Source organism: Paenibacillus sp. JGP012 (assembly GCF_014203995.1).
Classification (GTDB): domain Bacteria; phylum Bacillota; class Bacilli; order Paenibacillales; family Paenibacillaceae; genus Paenibacillus; species Paenibacillus silvae.
In genome coordinates this window covers 1-20,742 of the sequence record NZ_JACHKG010000033.1, presented here as the reverse complement: position 1 = coordinate 20,742, position 20,742 = coordinate 1, and the positions used below count along the sequence as shown (strand labels likewise).

The 20,742-nt window shown below is 46.9% G+C and carries 17 protein-coding genes and 1 other annotated feature; of the genes, 14 read left to right on the top strand and 3 right to left on the bottom strand.

Translation table 11 applies throughout. The features are described from left to right. Positions 1 to 91 precede the first annotated feature (91 nt). From HNR77_RS25600 to HNR77_RS25590, 3 genes are all read left to right on the top strand, one after another. Positions 92 to 1,075, top strand: a complete 984-nt coding sequence (locus HNR77_RS25600; protein WP_184190379.1) for a LacI family DNA-binding transcriptional regulator — start codon at positions 92 to 94, stop codon at positions 1,073 to 1,075. A gap of 177 nt (positions 1,076 to 1,252) precedes the next feature. Further along, a complete protein-coding gene (locus HNR77_RS25595; protein ID WP_184190377.1) occupies positions 1,253 to 2,728 on the top strand; it encodes a glycoside hydrolase family 32 protein in 1,476 nt (491 codons plus the stop codon). Between the two features lie 24 nt (positions 2,729 to 2,752). Further along, positions 2,753 to 4,717, top strand: coding sequence for a sucrose-specific PTS transporter subunit IIBC (locus HNR77_RS25590; protein WP_184190375.1), 1,965 nt, complete (start codon positions 2,753 to 2,755; stop codon positions 4,715 to 4,717). A 136-nt stretch (positions 4,718 to 4,853) separates the two neighbouring features. Here the strand turns inward: HNR77_RS25590 and HNR77_RS25585 are convergent, their stop codons facing one another. After that, positions 4,854 to 5,753: a manganese catalase family protein gene (locus HNR77_RS25585; protein ID WP_184190373.1), complete on the bottom strand. Its 900-nt coding sequence runs from the start codon at positions 5,751 to 5,753 to the stop codon at positions 4,854 to 4,856. Positions 5,754 to 5,927: 174 nt separating this feature from the next. Here HNR77_RS25585 and HNR77_RS25580 point away from each other — a divergent pair, with 174 nt between their 5' ends. From HNR77_RS25580 to HNR77_RS25565, 4 genes are all read left to right on the top strand, one after another. Then, entirely contained in the window at positions 5,928 to 6,755 is an 828-nt protein-coding gene (locus tag HNR77_RS25580; protein ID WP_184190371.1) for an amidohydrolase family protein, read from the top strand. 247 nt (positions 6,756 to 7,002) lie between these two features. After that, a complete protein-coding gene (locus HNR77_RS25575) occupies positions 7,003 to 8,445 on the top strand; it encodes a 6-phospho-beta-glucosidase (protein WP_184190369.1) in 1,443 nt (480 codons plus the stop codon). Between the two features lie 293 nt (positions 8,446 to 8,738). After that, positions 8,739 to 9,569, top strand: a complete 831-nt coding sequence (licT, locus tag HNR77_RS25570; protein WP_184190367.1) for a BglG family transcription antiterminator LicT — start codon at positions 8,739 to 8,741, stop codon at positions 9,567 to 9,569. Between the two features lie 212 nt (positions 9,570 to 9,781). Continuing rightward, complete coding sequence (locus tag HNR77_RS25565) at positions 9,782 to 11,689, top strand: beta-glucoside-specific PTS transporter subunit IIABC (protein WP_184190365.1); 1,908 nt, start codon at positions 9,782 to 9,784, stop codon at positions 11,687 to 11,689. Positions 11,690 to 11,858: 169 nt separating this feature from the next. On the opposite strand, the gene HNR77_RS25560 is transcribed toward HNR77_RS25565, so the two are convergent. Further along, a complete protein-coding gene (locus tag HNR77_RS25560) occupies positions 11,859 to 12,446 on the bottom strand; it encodes a biotin transporter BioY (protein ID WP_184190363.1) in 588 nt (195 codons plus the stop codon). 113 nt (positions 12,447 to 12,559) lie between these two features. On the opposite strand from HNR77_RS25560, the gene HNR77_RS25555 reads away from it, so the two are divergent. The 5 genes from HNR77_RS25555 (at position 12,560) to HNR77_RS25535 (ending at position 17,955) form a co-directional block, all read left to right on the top strand. Next, positions 12,560 to 13,465: an energy-coupling factor ABC transporter ATP-binding protein gene (locus tag HNR77_RS25555; protein ID WP_184190361.1), complete on the top strand. Its 906-nt coding sequence runs from the start codon at positions 12,560 to 12,562 to the stop codon at positions 13,463 to 13,465. Then, complete coding sequence (locus tag HNR77_RS25550) at positions 13,465 to 15,183, top strand: ATP-binding cassette domain-containing protein (protein ID WP_221444002.1); 1,719 nt, start codon at positions 13,465 to 13,467, stop codon at positions 15,181 to 15,183. Before HNR77_RS25555 ends, HNR77_RS25550 begins: the two co-directional genes overlap by 1 nt. A gap of 140 nt (positions 15,184 to 15,323) precedes the next feature. Next, a complete protein-coding gene (locus tag HNR77_RS25545; RefSeq protein ID WP_184190357.1) occupies positions 15,324 to 15,626 on the top strand; it encodes a hypothetical protein in 303 nt (100 codons plus the stop codon). A gap of 284 nt (positions 15,627 to 15,910) precedes the next feature. After that, positions 15,911 to 16,182 (top strand) — a binding site (T-box leader). Between the two features lie 168 nt (positions 16,183 to 16,350). Beyond that, positions 16,351 to 17,436 carry an aspartate-semialdehyde dehydrogenase gene (asd, locus tag HNR77_RS25540; RefSeq protein ID WP_184190355.1) on the top strand — a complete coding sequence of 362 codons (1,086 nt, stop codon included), beginning with the start codon at positions 16,351 to 16,353 and terminating at the stop codon, positions 17,434 to 17,436. A 255-nt stretch (positions 17,437 to 17,691) separates the two neighbouring features. Further along, positions 17,692 to 17,955, top strand: coding sequence for a hypothetical protein (locus HNR77_RS25535; protein ID WP_260410893.1), 264 nt, complete (start codon positions 17,692 to 17,694; stop codon positions 17,953 to 17,955). Positions 17,956 to 18,060: 105 nt separating this feature from the next. Here the strand turns inward: HNR77_RS25535 and HNR77_RS25530 are convergent, their stop codons facing one another. Then, positions 18,061 to 19,029: a bile acid:sodium symporter family protein gene (locus HNR77_RS25530; protein WP_184190353.1), complete on the bottom strand. Its 969-nt coding sequence runs from the start codon at positions 19,027 to 19,029 to the stop codon at positions 18,061 to 18,063. 139 nt (positions 19,030 to 19,168) lie between these two features. Here HNR77_RS25530 and HNR77_RS25525 point away from each other — a divergent pair, with 139 nt between their 5' ends. After that, positions 19,169 to 19,639 carry a DUF6376 family protein gene (locus HNR77_RS25525; protein ID WP_184190351.1) on the top strand — a complete coding sequence of 157 codons (471 nt, stop codon included), beginning with the start codon at positions 19,169 to 19,171 and terminating at the stop codon, positions 19,637 to 19,639. A gap of 218 nt (positions 19,640 to 19,857) precedes the next feature. Next, on the top strand, positions 19,858 to 20,613 hold the full coding sequence (locus HNR77_RS25520; RefSeq protein ID WP_184190349.1) for an SDR family NAD(P)-dependent oxidoreductase: 756 nt from the start codon (positions 19,858 to 19,860) through the stop codon (positions 20,611 to 20,613). Positions 20,614 to 20,742 lie beyond the last annotated feature (129 nt).

Below are 20,742 nucleotides of genomic sequence, written 5' to 3'. Positions count from 1 at the left end.
GGATAACAGCGATTGGAAGGTTATTCTGTCATCGAAGTGCCCGTGTAAATTATCTTTAGTGCAACTTATTTAGACCCAGAGGAGTTTCTTTATGAATAAAACCATTGCCGATATTGCTCAGATGGCGGGTGTGGCGAAGAGCACGGTGTCGCGTTTCCTGAACGGCGGCTCGGTTAGTGAGAATACCCGTCAGAAAATAGAGCGTATCATTAAACAATATAATTATGTTCCGAATACGTTTGCGCGCAGTCTTAAAGCGAAAAAGACAAGCATTATCGGAACGGTTGTTCCACGTCTGGATTCGTATGCAACCTCCCAGACGTTGATTGGCATTGACGAGGAGCTGAGAGGGCTCCAATATCAGATGCTTATTGCCAATACGAGTCAGGATATGCAGCGCGAAATTGATGCCATTTATGATTTTGCCAGACAAAAGGTGTCAGGAATTATTCTGCTGGCTGCTGAGATCACCGATGCTCATCTGAAGGCTATTGAGGACATTCAAATTCCGGTATTGCTTGTGGGACAGCAGCATGAACTGCTGCACAGTCTGATTCATAACGATGATCAGGCGGGTTATGTCATGGGGAAACATGTAATTGAACAGGGACACCGGGATATTGTGTACCTTGGAGTTAGCGAGAAAGACCAGGCTGTAGGTATTCATCGCAAACGCGGATTTCAACGCGCTGTAGCCGAGTGCAGCGACTGTAAGGTCAGATATTACGAGACCAGCTTTAAGATGTCAGAAGCAGTTGTTACAGCACAGACCATTCTGGAAGCAAGCATGCCCACGCTAATTGTGGCGGCAACAGACAATATTGCAATGGGTGTGATGAAAACGGCATTTTCCCGGAACATTTCTATTCCGCAGCATTTATCGGTAACGGGGTTTGGCGACTATGATATTACGGAGATGATTCATCCAACACTGACCACCGTGAAATATCATTATTCGCAGGCAGGAAAGCTTGCCGCAGCCCACATTAGTCAGCTTGTAGAAGGGCAGAGCGTAAGGCAGAAGACGATTCTGGATGTTGAGCTGATTTCCCGAGAAAGCGTTGACAAAATATAAAATGATCCTTTATGATAATTCCATCGAACCGGTTCCAATCCATTGTTTGAATTTGAAACTAAAACAAAGGATAGCGGAAAGCGGGGGCATGGAATTATTTTTTTGTTTATATTGGAACCGGTTCCTCTGGAGAGAGACTTATGATTTTTGCAGCATGAATGGAGATTGAGATGACTTATGAAAATGACTAGAGCGCAGCTCTATCGACGGATTGATCAGGCCGAGCCAGGAGAAATAGCAAAGCTTGAGAAGCGGATTGCAGCATGTCCCTGGAGACAAAGTTACCATATTCAGCCTGTCACTGGCCTGCTTAATGATCCTAACGGATTTTCTTATTACGAGGGTTATTATCACCTTTTTTATCAATGGTTTCCTCTCGGTACAGAACACGGGATGAAATATTGGTATCATACACGCTCACGCGATTTGGTCCATTGGGAGAATATTGGTGTTGCTATTGAACCAGGAAGCCCGTATGACTCTCATGGCGCATATTCAGGCAGTGCGGTAGAGAAGGACGGCAGGTTGAACCTGATCTACACGGGCAATACCCGTGATGAAAATTGGATCAGACATCCGTATCAGTGCTTGGCGGTTATGGATGAGCAGCATGTAGTCACCAAATACGAGCAGCCGGTCATTTCTGAAGTGCCCCCTGGATATACGGAGCATTTCCGAGACCCCAAGGTATGGCTGCATGGAGATGTTTATTATTGTGTCATAGGGGCTCAGCGCACAGATGAGACTGGTTGTACAGTGCTCTATTGCTCCGCAGATTTGAAACATTGGCAGTTTCTCGGTGAGATCATTACAGCACTGCCTTCCTTCGGTTACATGTGGGAATGCCCGGACTACATGGAACTGGATGGGCAAGGGGTGCTGATCTTCTCACCACAAGGCATTCAGGCTGTAGGAGATCAATTTCAGAATATCTATCAATCCGGGTACCTCATGGGAGACCCCCTGGATCTGGCAACGGGAGTTTTTAATCATAGCCCATTTCAAGAGCTGGATCGCGGCTTTGATTTTTATGCTCCACAAACGATGCATTCGCCGGATGGCAGACGAATTCTGGTTGCGTGGATGGGGCTTCCTGATCTCGTGTATCCCACCGACGACAGCGGCTGGGCGCACTGTTTAACGATACCGCGGCAACTGTCCGTTCAAGGTAACAAGCTCATCCAGCGACCTGTTGCGGAAATGGAACAGCTTCGCAGAGAAAAACAGGGAATGGAGGCGAAGCTTACCCTTGACGATGAGTGTAAGGCAGTCGCGAATTTTCATGGCATCACGTATGAGCTTGAATGTGAGATTAGTTTGAAGGGTGCAGAACACGCTGGTATCGAATTCCGGGCGAGCGCCACAGAAAAAACGGTCATTCAGTATGATCGTTTGCAGCACAAGCTTATATTGGATCGCAGTCAATCGGGAGCAGCTCTGTCCGAAGCCAATGGAACCATTCGTCAATGTGCGTTGGAGGCAGATGTCATTAAACTGCGGATGTTTGTTGATTCATCCTCGGTTGAACTATTCGTCAACGACGGACAAGAGGTGTTTACCAGCCGGATTTTTCCAAGTCGTGACAGTACAGCTATTCGATTTTTTGCATACGGCGGAAGTGCCGATTTCACAGCAATGAAGTGGAATTATTAGATGAACGGAGAGGAATGATACAGTATGTCCGACAATCAGCGAATTGCGCAGGAAGTTATTGAAGCGATCGGCGGAAAGCATAATATTGCTTCGTTTGCACACTGTGCAACACGGCTTCGCATTATGGTGAAAGATAAACAGCAGATTGATCAGAAGAAGGTCGAGAATATCGACAAGGTCAAGGGTGCCTTTTTCAATTCCGGGCAGTATCAGATCATCTTCGGTACAGGCACAGTGAATCGCATCTTCGAAGAGGTTGAGAAGCTTGGCATCGAAGGAACATTGAAGGAAGATGTGAAGAGTCAGGGGAAAAAGGAAGGCAATGCGTTCCAGCGTGCTATTCGCACGTTTGGTGATGTCTTTGTTCCGATCATTCCCGTGCTTGTCGCAACCGGGCTGTTCATGGGCCTGCGCGGTTTGCTCACGCAAAATGAAATTCTGGCCTGGTTTGGTGCAACTCCTGATGATATATCGCCAAACTTCCTGCTTTTTACGCAGATACTTACGGATACAGCCTTTGCCTTCTTGCCTGCACTCGTAGCCTGGTCTGCATTCCGCGTATTCGGGGGAAGCCCGGTTCTCGGGATCGTGCTCGGCCTGATGCTGGTGAATCCAGCACTGCCGAACGCATATGCTGTAGCCGATGGTTCGGCACAGCCCCTGCATATGTTCGGATTTATCCCCGTTGTGGGATATCAAGGCTCGGTCCTGCCAGCATTTTTCGTAGGTTTGATCGGTGCCAAGTTCGAAAAAATGCTGCGCAGACGTGTGCCTGAGGCATTGGATCTGATTCTGACGCCATTTATTACGCTAACAGTTATGATTACACTCGGACTGTTTGCGATCGGTCCCGTATTTCATTCGCTTGAAGAATGGGTGCTGCATGGCACAACAGCCGTGCTGGATTTGCCTTTCGGCATAGCGGGCATTATTATCGGATTTTTGCATCAGATTATCGTGGTTACGGGTGTACATCATATCTTTAACTTCTTGGAAATTCAACTGCTGGAGAAAACGGGATTTAACCCGTTCAACGCAATCATTACGTGTGCTATGGCTGCGCAAGGAGCGGCATGTCTTGCTGTTGGTCTGAAAACAAAAAATATGAAGCTCAAAGCGCTTGCTCTGCCGTCTTCCTTATCTGCTTTTCTCGGGATTACGGAACCAGCGATTTTTGGTGTGAATCTGCGATATATGAAACCGTTTGTTATGGGTCTGATCGGTGGCGCAGTGGGCGGTTTTATCGCATCATTATTCCATCTGCAAGGAACAGGCATGGCTGTCACGGTCATTCCGGGAACTCTGCTGTACCTGAATAGTCAGCTGCCTCTGTATATCGTAGCGAATGTAACAGCGATGGCCATTGCTTTTGCACTGACCTGGTTCTTTGGTTATAAAGATCAATCTGCTACAGAGGGAGAGACTACGGGTAACGATTCTCCGGTTGCAAACCAAACAATTCCATCTGAAACGACATTGTCATCGGCTATTCCTGCATCTCGTCCCAACGTTAAACAGCTGGAGATTGCCTCGCCCATGCATGGAACTGTTGTTGATCTGGAGCAGGTGCCTGACCCTGCATTTTCGGAAAAACATATGGGAGAGGGCCTAGCCATTCACCCTTCTGATGGCAAGGTGTATGCTCCGTTTGACGGAGTTGTAGCCCATGTTATGGATAAAAGCAAACATGCTGTTATTTTAGAGCATGCCACAGGTATCCAGCTATTGATTCATATTGGCATTAACACAGTTGGACTGAAAGGTAATGGGTTTGTTGCTCATGTGAAAAGCGGAGATTCTGTGGTTGAGGGACAGCTATTAATTGAATTTGACAGAGATATGATTCAGAATGCCGGCCTGCCGCTGATTACACCTGTCCTGATCCCGAACGGCAACGACTTGATTTCTTCGGTGAGAGCGGTATCAAGAGGACATGTTAACGCAAATAGGAAAACGGTGCTCGTCGTAGAGTTAACTGAGCCGCAATAACAATCTTGCGATTTCGATTGTAATTGGAAATATCATACTTGAGAACTGCATCAATCCATCAGTCCTAGCTGAGATACAATAGAAATAAGGAAAACGATTGGAGGTATACTCCGGTCGTTTTCCTTTTCTTTGTCATCTAGAGTCCTGCATTTCGTTTCAGGCGTTCTGCGATCTGTAGAAAATCCTCCGGGGATATACCGGGCGCGAATTCCTCCGGCAGGTCAGGCAGCTCGGGGATGGGTCCTCCGTAACCAGGTAAACCCGCGAAAGCCTCCAGCTTGCCGCCGTCGGTCGGATGTGTGCCTTTCCATATTTGGGCGATCTGCTGATAATCCTTGTCACTGAACGTATACAACCGGCGCTGCTCACCCATCGCTTCCCATTTGCGTGTGGTTTCAAAGGCTTTGTTGTCCAGATTGGGGATCGGAATCAGCTTGGTCACGTCTACCCCTGTTGCAATCTCCAGCGCTCTGGCATAGGCAAGAATATGTACGCCACCGCGCACAAGCAGATAACCTGTCATCTCACGAGCGGTATTGTTGTCAGTCATCTCATAAACTCTCATTTTGTGTGTTCTTGCCCCGCACTCCAGAAAAAAGTTATGCAGCAGATCAAGAATCAGATTGCCGCTGCTGAACACATTCGAGCCATCCCAAGGTCTTCCCATGGAATCATAGGGCAGTGCTGTTTGCGCGGATTCAATAAAATGGGAGGTCATGCGTGCATCCTTGCCTATACGGAGCGGTGTAGTGTCTGGTGCACCTGGAGACGTCGAGCCTTCAAGCATCAGATTAATGGTGTTGGCCACAAGCTCGACATGGCCGAACTCTTCGGCTGTAATACTGGCGACAATATCGTAGAACGGACGCAGCTTGGATCTGCCTCTGAAGTTAAATGACTGGTACATGTAATTGTTCAGCGTTGACATTTCCCCGAATTTTCCGCCTAACAGCTCCTGTACCGCACTGGCACCGTTGGGGTCCGGATTTTTGGATATGGGCAGTTCAATGGCAAGACGATCCACACGTTTAAACATGTTAAAGTCCCCCTCAATTTTCATTCATGTAAAGGTATGAAGGTTGACTTGTACGTTATTCAATGTTTTGCCGTAATTCTTTCAGTAATTGGTGCTTGCACGTTGAATATGAATTATATTTAGATAAGGGATAACATCCTACAACAGCGTGAGATACATTAGGAGGTACATATCATGAAGCTGGATGCACATCAACATTTCTGGAATTACAACATCCGTGATTACGGGTGGATTGGTGAAGAGATGCGTGTGATCAAACGATCGTTTCTGCCGGAAGATCTGGAGCCCATTCTTACGGAGGCCGGAATAACGGGTTGTGTAGCTGTACAAGCCCGTCAAAGTCTGGAAGAAACCGAGTGGCTGCTGGAGCTGGCGGATCAACATGAGTTCATTCGGGGGGTTGTCGGATGGGTGGATCTGTGCTCGGAGGAAGCTGCTGCTCAGCTGGAAAAAGTTGCGGCTAACCCTTGGCTGAAAGGCGTACGTCATGTCATTCAGGATGAGCCGGATGTAAAGTTTGTACTGCGGGAGGATTTCCAGCGTGGAATCGCACTTCTTGAGCAGTATAATCTGGCTTATGATCTGCTCGTATCCAAGGAACAGCTGCCGTATGCTGCAGAGCTGGTACAGAAGTTTCCAAGGCAGCGTTTTGTCATTGATCATCTGGCTAAACCTGATATCAAGGGCGGTATTCAAACTCCATGGAAAGAAGCTATGGAAGCGATTGCAGTGCATCCGAATGTATATTGCAAATTGTCCGGAATGGTGACCGAAGCAGACTGGAATACGTGGACACAAGAAGATTTTACAACTTATCTCGATACGGTTCTGCAGGCATTTGGAACAGACCGGGTCATGTATGGTTCCGACTGGCCTGTATGCACAGTAGCGGGCACTTATAGTCAAGTGTTTAATGTGCTTCAGACGCATGTTCATACATTGTCAGCAGCAGAGCAGCAGAAGATTTTCGGTGAAAATTGTGCAGCTTTTTATCGTCTGTAAAAAAGAACTACACCGTCAGAATATGACTTGTGCTGTTGACAGATTTCCTGTTTCTTGGTAAAGTTTTACCCAATCCGCATAATGTTGTCTGGGAATGTTACCGAATACGGGCATAACCTGAGCTGGCTTGTGATACACGTCATCGTGTATGCAGGCTGGTTCGGGTTTTTTCTATTTACCCAGTGATTCAGCTGGACGGCAGAGACTGGGCGGATCATTGCATGATATATTTGAAAGGAGAATACAGATGACGACATTTCAATTTCCTGAGCATTTTCTGTGGGGAGGAGCTATTGCAGCCAACCAGGCAGAAGGGGCATACCTTGAGGATGGCAAAGGGCTGAGCATTGTTGATCTTTTGCCAACTGGAGAGAAGCGCAGAAACATTATGAAAGGTCATGTTCCTGCCTTCACACCGCTTGAAAATGAGTTCTACCCATCCCATGAGGCCATTGATTTCTACCACAGATACCGTGAGGATATTGCCCTGTTTGCAGAGATGGGCTTCAAAGCTTTACGTGTGTCCATTGCTTGGGCACGAATTTTCCCGACAGGCGAGGACGCGCAGCCGAATGAAGCAGGATTGCAATTTTACGATGACCTGTTTGATGAGCTGTTGAAACATGGCATCCAGCCGGTTGTAACGTTGGCTCACTTTGATGTGCCTGTACATCTGATTGAGAAATACGGCAGCTGGAGAAGTCGTGAATTGGTGAAGCTGTTTGAGACCTATGCCAAAACGGTATTTGCCCGTTACAAAGACAAGGTGAAATACTGGATGACGTTTAACGAGATCAACATGCTGCTTCATCTTCCATTCCTGGGAGCAGGACTGGCCTTTAACGAAGGGGATAACATCAAGGAAATCCAGTATCAAGCGGCGCATCATCAGCTGGTTGCAAGTGCGCTTGCCGTTAAAGCCTGTCATGAGATCATCCCGGACGCCATGATTGGTTGTATGCTTGCTGCAGGAAGCTTCTATCCGTACACATGTAACCCGGAGGATGTCTTCCAGGGAATGGAGAAGGATCGTGAGTCCTACTTCTTCATTGATGTGCAGTCACACGGAGAATATCCGGGATATGCCAAACGTTTCTTTAAGGACAACCATCTGAATATCGTAATGGAGCCGCAGGATGCCGACATTTTGCGAAACCATACGGTGGACTATATCGGATTTAGTTATTATTCAAGTCGGACAACCAGTACTGACCCTGAAGTGAACAAAAATATGACGAGTGGCAACGTGTTCGGCTCCATAGCCAATCCATACCTGACAAAATCGGAGTGGGGGTGGACGGTTGATCCCAAAGGTTTCCGTATTACGGCAAACCAGCTTCATGACCGCTATCAGAAACCGCTGTTTGTGGTGGAGAACGGTTTTGGTGCTCATGATGAAATCAATGCTGCAGGAGAGATTGATGATTCATACCGCATTGATTATCTGAAACGCCATGTTGCGGAGATGGGTGAAGCCATTCAGGACGGCTGTAACATCATTGGTTATACGAGCTGGGGGCCGATTGACATCGTCAGCGCATCTTCCGGCGAAATGAGAAAACGTTACGGCTATATCTATGTAGATCGGGACAACGAAGGCAAGGGAGAGCTGACCAGGTTGAAAAAGAAAAGCTTCGAATGGTACAAAAATGTTATTGCCTCCCGTGGCACAAATCTTGGAGACGAATAGTCTGCGAGGAGAAGCATCCGTGTGTTTCTCAACATCAGAAGTTGCATGCATTCATGTAACTTCCTGATGTCTGCTCCTTGAAAGCGTTGACATCGATTGCTGTTCAAGGTATACTTGACGCAAATATATCGTTTCTGGGATTGTTACTACATCACACGTAGGCAAAACCTGAGCACCAAAAGAAGCAGACGGTCATGTCTTGTTTATTTTGTGATGCTCCAGGTTTTTTTGTTATGCCCATGAAATAGATGTATCAGCGCGACTAGAGAGTGGAACGTGACGGGGGGATTGCATTGAGAATAGCGAAGGTTATCAACAACAACGTCATCAGCATCTATCAGGCCGACGGGGCAGAGCTTGTAGTGATGGGACGTGGGATTGCCTTTAAGAAAAAGCCGGGAGATAAAGTAGACGAGACCCGCATTCAGAAAGTATTTGCCTTGAAAAACAAACAGACATCCGATAATTTCAAAATGCTGCTGCGCGAGGTTCCGATGGAACTGGTTGAAATCGTAGAGGAGATGATCTCACACGCACGTGACAGCCTCGGACGTAAGCTGAATGAGAACATCTATGTATCCTTGACGGATCATATTAATTTCGCAATAGAGCGTTATCATGAAGGCATCGAGATCAAAAATGCGTTAATGTGGGAGATCAAACAGCTGTACAAGGCCGAATTCGGGCTGGGACTGCGTACGATTGAAGAAATTAACAAGCGCATGCAGATCGAACTTCCGCCGGATGAAGCTGCCTTTATTGCACTGCATATCGTCAATGCGGAGATGAATGAAGAAGTCATCACTACGATGAATATGACGAAGTTTATCCAGCAGATTATTAATATCGCGAAGTATCATTTTAAAATGGAATTTGATGAGGAGTCGCTAAGCTACTTCCGCTTCATTACACATTTGAAATTTTTCTCGCAGCGTGTGCTGAACGGCACACACTATGATAAAGATTACGATCATTTCTACGATATGATCAAGGAGAAACATCCTGAAGCTGCTGCATGTGTAGAAAAAATAGCCATGTTTGTTAACAAGGAATACGATCATGAGCTGACCAATGAGGAGAAATTGTATCTGACCGTACACATTGAACGTGTCGTGAATCGATAACAATTAATGATTGACATAATTGGTTATATTATAATATTATGTGTATAACAGGAATTTGAATACGATTTAACTGGGATTGTTACTGGTTATGCAGGCAAAACCTAAGTCATGTGCATGTTGGAACCTTTGTGTCCATCTGCGCCAGGCTTAGGTTTTTTGTGTGCAAAAAAATCGGTAAAGTGCCTGTTGGACAAAAAGTAGGAGGGCATATCATGAGTCAAGAGAAACTGGCCAGAGAGATTGTAGCGCGGGTCGGCGGTGAGAAAAATGTGGAGTCACTCGTTCACTGTGCAACAAGGCTGCGGTTTGTATTAAAGGATGATTCCAAGGCCGACAAAGCGGGTCTGGAGAAAACAGAGGGTGTTATTGCCGTTAAGGAAAACGGCGGACAATTCCAGGTTGTTGTGGGAAATAAAGTACCTGAAGTATATCAGGCGATTGGTCAGATCAGTCATATTCTGGACGATTCTTCGAGTAAAGAGAAGAGCAGCAAAAAGGTGAAAGGCCTGGGCGGCATCATTGACGTCATATCGAGTATTTTTGCACCGCTGCTTGGTGTTATGGCTGGAGCCGGTATATTAAAAGGTTTGCTTTTGATCGCGAACAATATGAGTTGGCTGGAGAAAACAGACACGACCTATATCATTCTGTATGCAGCAGCAGACAGCTTGTTCTATTTCCTGCCGCTCCTGTTAGCGGTTACAACGGCACGTAAATTCCAGGGAAATATGTTCGTTGCATTAACGATTGCAGGAGCATTAATCTATCCAACAATCATTCAACTGAAGACAGACGGCACACCTACGGACTTCTTCGGAATTCCCGTTGTGCTCATGAACTATTCGTCTACCGTTATACCGATTATTCTGGCGGTTATTGTGATGAGCAAGCTGGAGAAGTTTTTTAACAAACTGCTTCATGATAGTATTAAAAACTTTGTGACCCCTTTATTTTTGCTTGTCATTATGGTTCCGCTCACGCTGCTTGTATTTGGACCATTTGGTGTATATGTAGGTAACGGCATTGCGTCTGCAATGGTCGCTGCATTTGGATTCAGTCCACTGCTCGCCGGAGCTGTGATGGGTGCAAGCTGGCAGCTGCTCGTTATTTTCGGCGTACACTGGGGCTTGGTCCCTGTTTTCATCAACAACATTGCTGTATACGGCAAGGACGGTGTAAAACCGGCAGCAACGGCTTCGGTCTTTGCTCAGACGGGAGCAGCGTTCGGGGTTATGCTCAGAACGAAAAACAAAAAACTGAAAACACTTGCCGGGTCATCTACACTTACAGCGTTGTTCGGCATTACTGAACCGGCAATTTATGGTGTAACGCTGCCGCTGAAACGTCCATTTATTGCTGGTGTTATCGGTGGTGCTGTCGGTGGTGCAATTATCGGTCAGGCAGGGACACAGGCATTCGCTTCGGGTGCACCGGGACTGCTGACACTGCCAATCTTCTACGGACCGGGTGGGCAAGGCTTCCCTGGACTGATTATGGGTATCGCAGCGTCCTTTATCGTTTCTGCTGTTCTGACGTATATCATGGGCTTCAAAGATCCTGTGGATGATGAGGACACGAAGACAGAAGCTAACGCAGGTCAAACTGCCGGGACTGCACCAAGCAAAGAGGATTCCAAGCCATCGGCTCAAGCAGCCTCCAAAACAGATCAAGAAGTGTTAAGTCCAATCGAAGGTACAATTGTTGATTTGGCTGAAGTTCCAGATCCGGCGTTTGCTTCTGGCGCTATGGGAAAAGGGATTGCGATCGAGCCATCCACAGGTCGTGTTGTGGCTCCCTTTGATGGTACAGTAACCGTTGCTTTCAAGAAGAAACATGCACTTGCTGTCGTTTCCGATTCGGGTGCCGAAATTCTGGTACATGTAGGTGTGGACACGGTCAAGCTGGATGGACAGCATTTTATCTCTTACATCGAGGAAGGAGACCGAGTGAAGGCGGGGGATCTGCTGCTCGAATTTGACATTGAACAAATTAAAGCCGCAGGTTATCATACGGTAACCCCTATCATCGTAACAAACTCCGCGGACTACAATGATGTCATTCCGCAAGCTTCAGGACAGGTGGGCAGCAAGGATCTGCTGCTGAAAATTTACGGTTCCTGAGCAGGCTGAGGGCAACGTGATAAAGATAAAGTAATGAAAGCTCAATAAAGATAAAATAATGAACGCTTAATAAAGACAACGTAATGAAAATACAGAAAAACCGCCAAAGGCCAGCTTTGGCGGTTTTCTGTGCTGATCTGGCCAGACATTCTGAAGGGGGTGATAGAGACTAGTTCATCTTAATCACATTGGAATGCATAGGACTTGTCAGACGCTGAGGCGGGTATACGATGCGAATAGGAGCGATGATGATCGTGGCGAAAACAGCTTTGATCAGATCACCGATAATATAAGGATAGAAGCCTTGAATCATCGCATCCGACAAGGACATGCTGAAGCGGTAAGCAAGCCATGGAACACCCGTGACATAATTTAATAGGGAACCAAATATTTCAATGATGATAAAAGCAAGAAAATAACCTTTAAAACCACGAACCTGTACCTTGGAGAGCAGCAAACCGATCAGCAAAGCTGAGAATGGCCATATGACAACATAGCCTCCTGTAGGCCCGAGTAGAACACCCAGTCCTCCGGTCCCGTGCAGGAGAGGAAAACCAAGACCTGTCAGCACGACGACTAGGGCAATGCTGAGAAAACCGTAAAGTGGCCCAAGCAGTCCGCCAGCTAACATCACTGCCAACGTTTGCAGCGTAATCGGCACAGGGGAGAATCCAAGAGGAATGCTTATGTATCCAAAAATAACAAGAATGGCTGCCATGAGCGCACTGAATACAATGCCTCGCAAAGATAATTTCATGTTTGTACAATCCTTTCGATTTTGATAAAATTATTGTTAACCTTTTTTATTTTGTTGGTTAACGATTAGCATATTATCACATAAATTCAGATCGCGAAAGGACTAATTTTGAAATGCAAGATAAGCTGCCTATCATTTCATTAAAAAACGTACATGTACACTACACTGTTGAAGGCAGTGAGGTGAAGAAGGCGCTGGACGGGGTCTCGCTTGCACTTAAAGCAGGGGAATGGTTAAGTATCGTCGGTGCGAACGGGAGCGGGAAAAGCACCCTTGCCGGCATACTGCTGGGCTTCATGCCCTTGTCTAGTGGCGAACGAAATGTTCCGGAGAATCTGATCATTCGCGGGGTATTACAGCAGCCTGATGCACAGGTGCTGGGGGACACGATTGAAGAAGAATTCCATTTTGCATTATCGCATTTACATATATCCAGTCTGGAGAAGGAGAACCGCAGTAGGGAAGCAATGCAAATTGTCGGACTTCATCATCCGCCAGCTGCAGCCATTGCACAATTATCCGGTGGACAGAAGCAGCTGCTAAATATTGCAACAGCACTTGCGGCCAGGCCGGATGTGCTGATTATGGATGAGCCTGCGGCTATGCTTGATCCTGATGCAAGAGACCGCTTGGAGCATATTGTTCAGACCGTAACGAGCAATGGCACAGCAGTAATCTGGATTACGCATCATCTGGAGGAAGCAACGCTAAGTGATCGAATCATGGCTATGAATAAAGGACGATGTGTCTATGACGACACACCGATGTCATTTTTTTATCCATTATCAGAAAGAAACGAGAAACATCTATCAGAAGAAACTGGTGCAGGAGTATCAGAAGAAACCGGGACACGAGGCGATGCCTTGCAGCAAAAAGGGGTGCAATCCCCTTGTGAGCAGCTGGGACTGGAGCCGCCTTTCACGGTCAAGACATGCCTGATCCTGAAGCGGCAGGGGAAGCTGCAGCATGCTGCGCCTTTAAGGCCTGAGCAGCTGGCCAGGGAGGTTGCGCGCTGGTGATGGAGCTGAAGAATATTTGCGTGCGAGTCCCGGGTGAGAACAAGCGCACACTGCTGGATCAGATTACAGTCACGCTGAGACGTGGTGAGGTTACGCTTCTCTTGGGCTGCACTGGCTCAGGCAAGACAACACTGCTGCAGACCATGGCTGGTCTGAGAACGCCGGATTCCGGTGTTATTCGGCTGGAAGGCGAACCGATGTGGCGTGATGGGAGGGTGCCTCAATCGGTGCTGCTTCAGACGGGGCTTGTGTTTCAATTCCCGGAGCAGCAATTGTTTGCGCGTGATATCAAGCGGGAGATGCTGTACTCGCTGCGTCCTTATCGTCTGAATGAAGCCGACCGTGAGCAGCGGATTGAAGATTCTTTGGCGCAGTGGGACCCGCCTCGTGGGGATCAAGGGGAGCGGCGTTTTCACCTGGAGCGTTCGCCCTTTGCCCTCAGTGGTGGTGAGAAGCGAAGACTGGGACTGGCGCTTGGTCATGTAACCAAACCGGACTGGATGCTGCTGGATGAACCCAGCGCCGGCCTTGAGGCACAAAGCATGAAGCTGCTGCTCGATTCTCTCGATAAGCAACGTATGTCGGGTGGTGCGGCAATTATTGCTACACATGATCTGGATACGTTTCTGCCGTATGCAGACCGAGTGCTTTTGTTAAAAGGAGGTCGCTTGATTGCGGATGTTACGCCGCTGGAATTGCACACACACCCTGAGCTGCTGCTGCAAGCTGGAATGGGTTTGCCTCCTTCAATGCGCCTTGCAGAGCAGCTGCGAGCGGCCGGGATCGATTTCCCTTATCCAGCGATGACGGCAGAAGAGATGGCTGAAGCCATTATTCGTTCAGGGGGGCAGAAGGCAGCAGGTGCTGAACATACGTATGATGCGAAAGAAATGCCAGAAGCCACACCTGCTTATGATGATTCTGCCCAATTTCAACAATCAACTGCTGCATCTGTTCCTTCTAACGAAGCATATAGCGTGCTCGACCCGCGTCTAAAATGGGTGTTGTACGTCTTGCTCGTGACCGCAGCGATGCTTCAGAAGGACTGGCTTGGCCTGACCTTAACCTTGATTCCGGTGGCAGGTGCTTTAGCTGTGCTGCCCCGTCAGATGTTAACGGGATGCATCAAGCTGATGAAACCGCTCGTCCTGTTTTTTGTCCTGTCCACAGCATTATCGGGCAGCACACTATCGACGGATGAAGGGGGGATTCAGCTCGGCTTTTCATGGATTCAAGCCGAGGTCACGCTGCTGAACCTGTATCGTCTGTTCATCGTAACCCTGGCAAGCCTGTGGTTCTCGTTAACAACACCTTATGGACGCATGGTTGAGGGTCTTAACTGGGTGTTTGCCTATGGCCGGAAAATTAAACTGCCTGTCGCTTCGTTTGCGCTGGCTGTCTCTTTGATTTTCAGATTCATTCCAATGATCTGGAGTGAGTGGCAGCGGTTTTCTCTGATTGTAAGATCGCGCGGGAAAGCGGCTTTGAAGCCGAATACCGTACGCATACGCGATCTGGGGCCCTTGATCATTCCACTGCTTATGGCCTTGTTCCAGCGTGCAGAGGACATGACCATTGCCATGGAGATGCGCAAGGTGAGAGAAAACGCTGCGCTAGGCGCTCGTTCCTCTCTTCTGGTCTGGAGCAGGCGGGATACGCGAATAGGCATCATCGGTCTGCTGGTTTTTGCTCTGCTTGTATCTATGCGATGGTTCTAGCAGCGCGGATAAAGGTGCAGATTCAGTGATGAATCGGCACTTGAAACGCAGTGTTTTCCAAGAAAAATGCATAAGGTCTTTCTGTTTCGCTCATCTTAAAGATGCGTTGATCATCCCAAGACGATCAGGAGGGACGAATGATGAAGGAAAAGTTTGTGCAGGAGGACAGGCAGGAGTATTCGGACGTATCCACCGTGGAATCGCAGCGAAATGATATTACTCTTGAGGAGTTCCCGGAGGGCCCCTACGGCTCATCCTTGTTATCTGAATCTCTTGGCAAGAGCTCCCCATGGCGGATGGATCAAAGAACCGCACACCGTTTCGATTATGAGAATCATGAGCTGCATGAGGGAGAGGTGCGGGATTATCCGGGTCAGGATGTTTTTGATGAAACGGTGCCAGATGATGTGCATGAACCTCAGTATCCTGGGAAAATGGAATGATGTTTCTTCATATTTGAAACAAGCGTCAACGATAAACAGCCTTCGGCGGAAATATTCCGCACGGAGGCTATTCTGGTTTTAACTTTTTGGGTATAATTGGATGTGTGCGGCGTCAAGTTGTGTATACCGATGGCAGGTACCATGACCTGCTTTTGTTTGGATTAACGAATGATGAATTTATAGCAAAAGAAGGACTAACTTCATTTTTGTAATATATCCAATTACAGCAAATTAAAAAAAACTGTTTACTTCCGTACTGGAACTTTGATATTATAATCGCAATATCAAATGCGAAGACGAGACGAGTAGATAAAAATCATTCTTTCATCAGAGAGCTCCGGCAGCTGAAAAGGGGCAAAGAAACTTTTATCGAATAAAGACTCTGAGCAGCACATCGGAATCCGCTTTCCTGGAGGATGGTGTGACAGGCGCTCCTGTTATAGAGCTAGAGTATAAAACGGATGAAACTGTCATCCTTCACATACTTGAAGAGGCAGATATGGTGACATATTTGCGAATCTGGGTGGTACCACGAGTGTTCAATCTCGTCCCTGAGACTTTGGTCTTGGGGATGGGATTTTTTGGTTTTTCAGAGCTGTGATTACACGCTTTGGAGTGGCCTGAATAGTGTGAATGATAGGGGAATGAAAGCAAGCTTCCAGTATCCCATGTACGATGACAACAAGAGATGAGCTAACTTAAACCGAAAGGAAATGATGATTCCATGTCAGCAAAATTAAAAGTCGGTATTGTCGGAGGAACAGGAATGGTGGGTCAGCGCTTTGTAGACCTGCTGGATCAACATCCATGGTTTGAAGTAACCGCGATTTCAGCAAGTGCCAATTCGGCAGGTAAAACGTATGAAGAATCTGTGCAAGGAAGATGGAAGCTTGCGGTTCCGATTCCAGAGCCGGTGAAAAATATTGTCGTGCAGGATGCATCCCAGGTTGAAGCATTTGCGAGCCAGGTTGATTTTATTTTCTGCGCGGTGGATATGAAAAAAGATGAAATTCAGGCGCTGGAAGAGGCTTACGCCAAAACAGGCACGCCTGTTGTATCCAATAACTCGGCTCATCGCTGGACAGCTGACGTACCGATGGTTATTCCTGAGATTAACCCGGGTCACCTGGCTGTGATTGAAGCTCAAAGAAAACGGCTGGGCACCTCAACTGGTTTTATTGCGGTGAAACCGAATTGCTCGATCCAGAGTTACGTGCCTGCACTGCACGCTTTGCGTGAGTTTAATCCGACACAGGTTGTTGCTTCCACGTATCAAGCGATCTCTGGTGCGGGCAAAAACTTCACGGACTGGCCTGAAATGCTGGATAACGTTATCCCTTACATCGGCGGTGAGGAAGAGAAAAGTGAGCAGGAGCCGCTTCGCATCTGGGGAAGTGTAGAAAATAACCAGATTGTCAAAGCATCTGCACCATTGATTACAACACAATGTATTCGCGTACCGGTAACCGATGGACATCTGGCGACGGTATTTGTGAACTTTGAGAAAAAACCGAGCAAGGATGAAATTCTCGAACGCTGGCAGCAGTTCAAAGGTCGTCCGCAGGAGCTGGCGCTGCCAAGCGCACCGAAACAGTTCATTACGTATTTTGAAGAAGAGAACAGACCACAGACGAGGTTGGATCGTGACATCGAACGCGGAATGGGTGTATCCACAGGCCGACTGCGCGAAGATTCACTCTATGATTACAAATTTGTGGGGCTGTCCCATAACACACTTCGCGGAGCTGCAGGCGGTGCAGTGCTGATCGCTGAATTGCTCAAAGCTGAAGGATATATTCAACCGAAATAACATAATATTTCCTGAAGCTGTGGTATCAACGATATAAGCTTAGTTAAAGAAGCCGACATTTTGTCGGCTTCTTTCGTTGGTTATATGCCTAACGCAAAAAGAATTCGCAGAATTGAAAACATGGAAAATATTGCATTGAAAATTACAGAAATATAGGGTATTTTTACTAAGGGCAATTCATTCTGTGTTTTTTTGAATGGAAAAACCAACTCATAGCTTTTACAAAAAACAAACAGAAAGGAGGACCTCAAGTTTATGCAAGCAGCTCCTAATCAAGCAATACATAAAAAACCAGCTATACCGTCTGTTAGCTTTGGAAGTTGGATGCTTACATTGTTTCTTTTGATGATCCCGCTCGTTAACCTGATTATGTTATTTGTCTGGGCTTTCGGCGGTTCAAACCCATCCAAGGCAAACTTTGCAAAAGCATCATTGATGTGGGGACTTATCGTAATCGTTTTTTATATCTTATTGATCGCTCTAGGCATCTCATCAGAAATTTCAAGATTAAACTATTAAGGTTTACCTAAGTAACACCTTAACTTATAGCTCTAATAGCAAGAGAAGTAAACCAAAAACGCCGAACCCATTGGGTCGGCGTTTTCTAATATCATTATGGCACGGTCATGCTGCTGAAGTTTTATCCGTATTGCGCAAAAGCTGAGAACGTCGACCAAGCAAGTAGCCTGAAAGGGACGCTAGCATCTGTTGAAATACCATGCCAAGCACAACAGGCACGGCAACAGGCGGTGGAAAATAAGTGACTGCGAGTACAGCGCCAGCGCTAATGTTGCGCATCCCCCCATTAAAAACAAGGGCGACCTGGTCCGCTTCATTCCAGCCGAGCCACTTCGCAATGAAATAACTCAAAGCATAACCGAAGGAAGCCAGAAAGACAATTATTACAGCCAGACCTGCCAGTTTCAAGTTGAAGTCAGCCAGATATGGTGCGACAACCGAGCCGTTGATCGCCACAACAGAAGCCATGAACAGCTTGGATAACGGATTCAGCCGTGGCCCCCATACAGGCACGATGCCACCTTTGGTCCACTCATTCAGAAGCATCCCCAGAAGGGATGGAAACACAATCATCCAGAACAGACTGCTCATCATGGCCCCAATGTCAAGGGAAACACTTGTACCTACAAGCAATGATAACACGCCGGGTACAACAAAAGGAGCAAGTAAGGTATCAATAAGAATAATAGAAAGCGTAAGGGCAATATTACCTCGGTAGATGCTCACCCATATAAAGCTGCTAATTCCAGTGGGAATGACCGCAGCGAGAACAAGGCCTGTAATCGTGTAGGCATCCGCTGGAAATACCAGATGCCCCATGCCCAGCGCTACAAGCGGCATAGCCAGATGCAGGATCAGCAAGCAAATAAACAAAGGCAAAGGCCTCTTCAGCACATTCACAAAATCCCGTACGCTTAGACTGATACTGCCTGCAAACGTCATGAAAGCAAACAGCCAGGGGGACAAAAACGTGTACGAAGATAAATAACTGCCGCATAATACACCAATGATGATACTGCTGGGGGTAATCAGTGGCATGATGCGGTTCAAGCGTTGATTCAAGGCTTGAAGCATATGATGACATCCCTTTATTGTGTGATTCTCCTATTATACATCGTTATGCTGTGGCGTGCAGACACATTTGCAATTGCGTCCTGGAAGCAAGTATCATAAACGTGCAACCATCATTCTTAGTGTGGAGAGGGAGATGATCATGCCCAGGCGAAGAGAAAAACATAAACTTGTCATGACCGCAGTTGTTGCATCCAGTGTGCTTATGATCTCAGCGTGTTCAATCGTAGAGCAGACGAATCAAAGTTTGAATTATGTAAGTGGCGCGACCGATTATATAGAACAGGTATCAACAGCCGGAACGGATTTGCAGCAGCTTGCAGCGGATGCGATCAACAATCCGGATGTAACGGATCAGATTCAAGCAAAGATTGACTTGATTCAGATGGAAGCAGCGGAATTCTCACAATTGAATGCCCCTGCAATAGGTCAGAACATCCATGAGAATCTGGTGAGTTATAATAACCAGCTTACCGAAGTTGTCGATCAGTTCGAAACAACTATTGCAGAGCAGGGGTTCACCGCAGAGAACTGGCAAAAGACAGGTATTCCTGAATTAATCAATAACATTAATAGCTTGAAGGAACCGCTCAGCGGTTTGCAAAGTGAATAGTTTGTTTAAATGATAAATACAACAAGACGAGTAAGCTTGCGGAGCGAGTGCTCGTCTTTCTTTGTATAATTACTCCATAAAAACAAAAACTACAAATCATGGACAAGGCTCACGGATTGACAAAAGAAAGACAGATTAGTATGATTAAATATATAAAAGTTATAACCTAACTTTTACTCACCTTACATCGAAATTATACAGCAAAGGAGATCAATGTTATGTCCGAACATACAGGGAAAGTCATTATTATCACGGGTGGAGCAAGCGGGATCGGAAAAGAAACAGCATTGCAGCTGGCTGCACAAGGGGCGACGATCGTTGTCGCGGATTTTAACGAAGATGGTGCCAAACAGGTTGCAGCTCAGATTGAAGCAAATGGTGGTAAGGCCGGAGCTTATAAAGTTGATGTATCCAAAGGCGACGAGATCAAAGCGTTGATTGACTGGACTGTGGAGACCTATGGCACATTCAACGGCATTTTCAATAATGCAGGCATCGGGCTTGTAAAGCCGTTTCTGGAGATGGACCCGGAATCGTATCACAAAGTTATTGATGTTGATCAGCACAGCGTATACTACGGCATGTATTATGGTGCGAAGAAAATGGTAGAACTGAAAGTGCAGGGTACGATTGTGAACACGGCTTCGATCTACGGAAGTGTGGCAGCTGTGGGCAGCTTCAACTACAATGCTGCGAAGGCAGCGGTGGTCATGATGTCCAAATCTGGAGCACTGGAATTGGCTGAGCATGGCATTCGTGTTCTCGGGGTTACGCCTGGCTTCATTGAAACTCCGATATTAGGCAATGACAAGGCGATGAAGGACGCACTGGCAACCCAGCACATGCGCGGAGAATTGATTCAGCCCGAAAAAGTGGCAAGTGTAGTTACGTTTTTGTTCAGTGATGCTGCGAGTGCGATGAATGGCACAACGGTAGCTGTGGATGATGGTTTTCTCAGCTTCAAAACAAAATAAATGTGATGAAATACAAAAAGGCACGGGGGTATGCAGAGGCCACTGAAGAACTAGCAGTTTTTCTACAGATGTTATTTAGTTTACAGAAAAGAAGACATTCGTACCGAATTTCGGAACGAATGTCTTCTT

What these genes read in the sequence shown, in the direction of transcription:
- HNR77_RS25600 (WP_184190379.1), top strand. Translation starts at nt 92, where the DNA reads ATGAATAAAACCATTGCCGATATTGCTCAGATGGCGGGTGTGGCGAAG.
- HNR77_RS25595 (WP_184190377.1), top strand. Translation starts at nt 1,253, where the DNA reads ATGAAAATGACTAGAGCGCAGCTCTATCGACGGATTGATCAGGCCGAG.
- HNR77_RS25590 (WP_184190375.1), top strand. Translation starts at nt 2,753, where the DNA reads ATGTCCGACAATCAGCGAATTGCGCAGGAAGTTATTGAAGCGATCGGC.
- HNR77_RS25585 (WP_184190373.1), bottom strand. Translation starts at nt 5,753, where the DNA reads ATGTTTAAACGTGTGGATCGTCTTGCCATTGAACTGCCCATATCCAAA.
- HNR77_RS25580 (WP_184190371.1), top strand. Translation starts at nt 5,928, where the DNA reads ATGAAGCTGGATGCACATCAACATTTCTGGAATTACAACATCCGTGAT.
- HNR77_RS25575 (WP_184190369.1), top strand. Translation starts at nt 7,003, where the DNA reads ATGACGACATTTCAATTTCCTGAGCATTTTCTGTGGGGAGGAGCTATT.
- HNR77_RS25565 (WP_184190365.1), top strand. Translation starts at nt 9,782, where the DNA reads ATGAGTCAAGAGAAACTGGCCAGAGAGATTGTAGCGCGGGTCGGCGGT.
- HNR77_RS25560 (WP_184190363.1), bottom strand. Translation starts at nt 12,446, where the DNA reads ATGAAATTATCTTTGCGAGGCATTGTATTCAGTGCGCTCATGGCAGCC.
- HNR77_RS25555 (WP_184190361.1), top strand. Translation starts at nt 12,560, where the DNA reads ATGCAAGATAAGCTGCCTATCATTTCATTAAAAAACGTACATGTACAC.
- HNR77_RS25550 (WP_221444002.1), top strand. Translation starts at nt 13,465, where the DNA reads ATGGAGCTGAAGAATATTTGCGTGCGAGTCCCGGGTGAGAACAAGCGC.
- HNR77_RS25545 (WP_184190357.1), top strand. Translation starts at nt 15,324, where the DNA reads ATGAAGGAAAAGTTTGTGCAGGAGGACAGGCAGGAGTATTCGGACGTA.
- asd (WP_184190355.1), top strand. Translation starts at nt 16,351, where the DNA reads ATGTCAGCAAAATTAAAAGTCGGTATTGTCGGAGGAACAGGAATGGTG.
- HNR77_RS25535 (WP_260410893.1), top strand. Translation starts at nt 17,692, where the DNA reads ATGCAAGCAGCTCCTAATCAAGCAATACATAAAAAACCAGCTATACCG.
- HNR77_RS25530 (WP_184190353.1), bottom strand. Translation starts at nt 19,029, where the DNA reads ATGCTTCAAGCCTTGAATCAACGCTTGAACCGCATCATGCCACTGATT.
- HNR77_RS25525 (WP_184190351.1), top strand. Translation starts at nt 19,169, where the DNA reads ATGCCCAGGCGAAGAGAAAAACATAAACTTGTCATGACCGCAGTTGTT.
- HNR77_RS25520 (WP_184190349.1), top strand. Translation starts at nt 19,858, where the DNA reads ATGTCCGAACATACAGGGAAAGTCATTATTATCACGGGTGGAGCAAGC.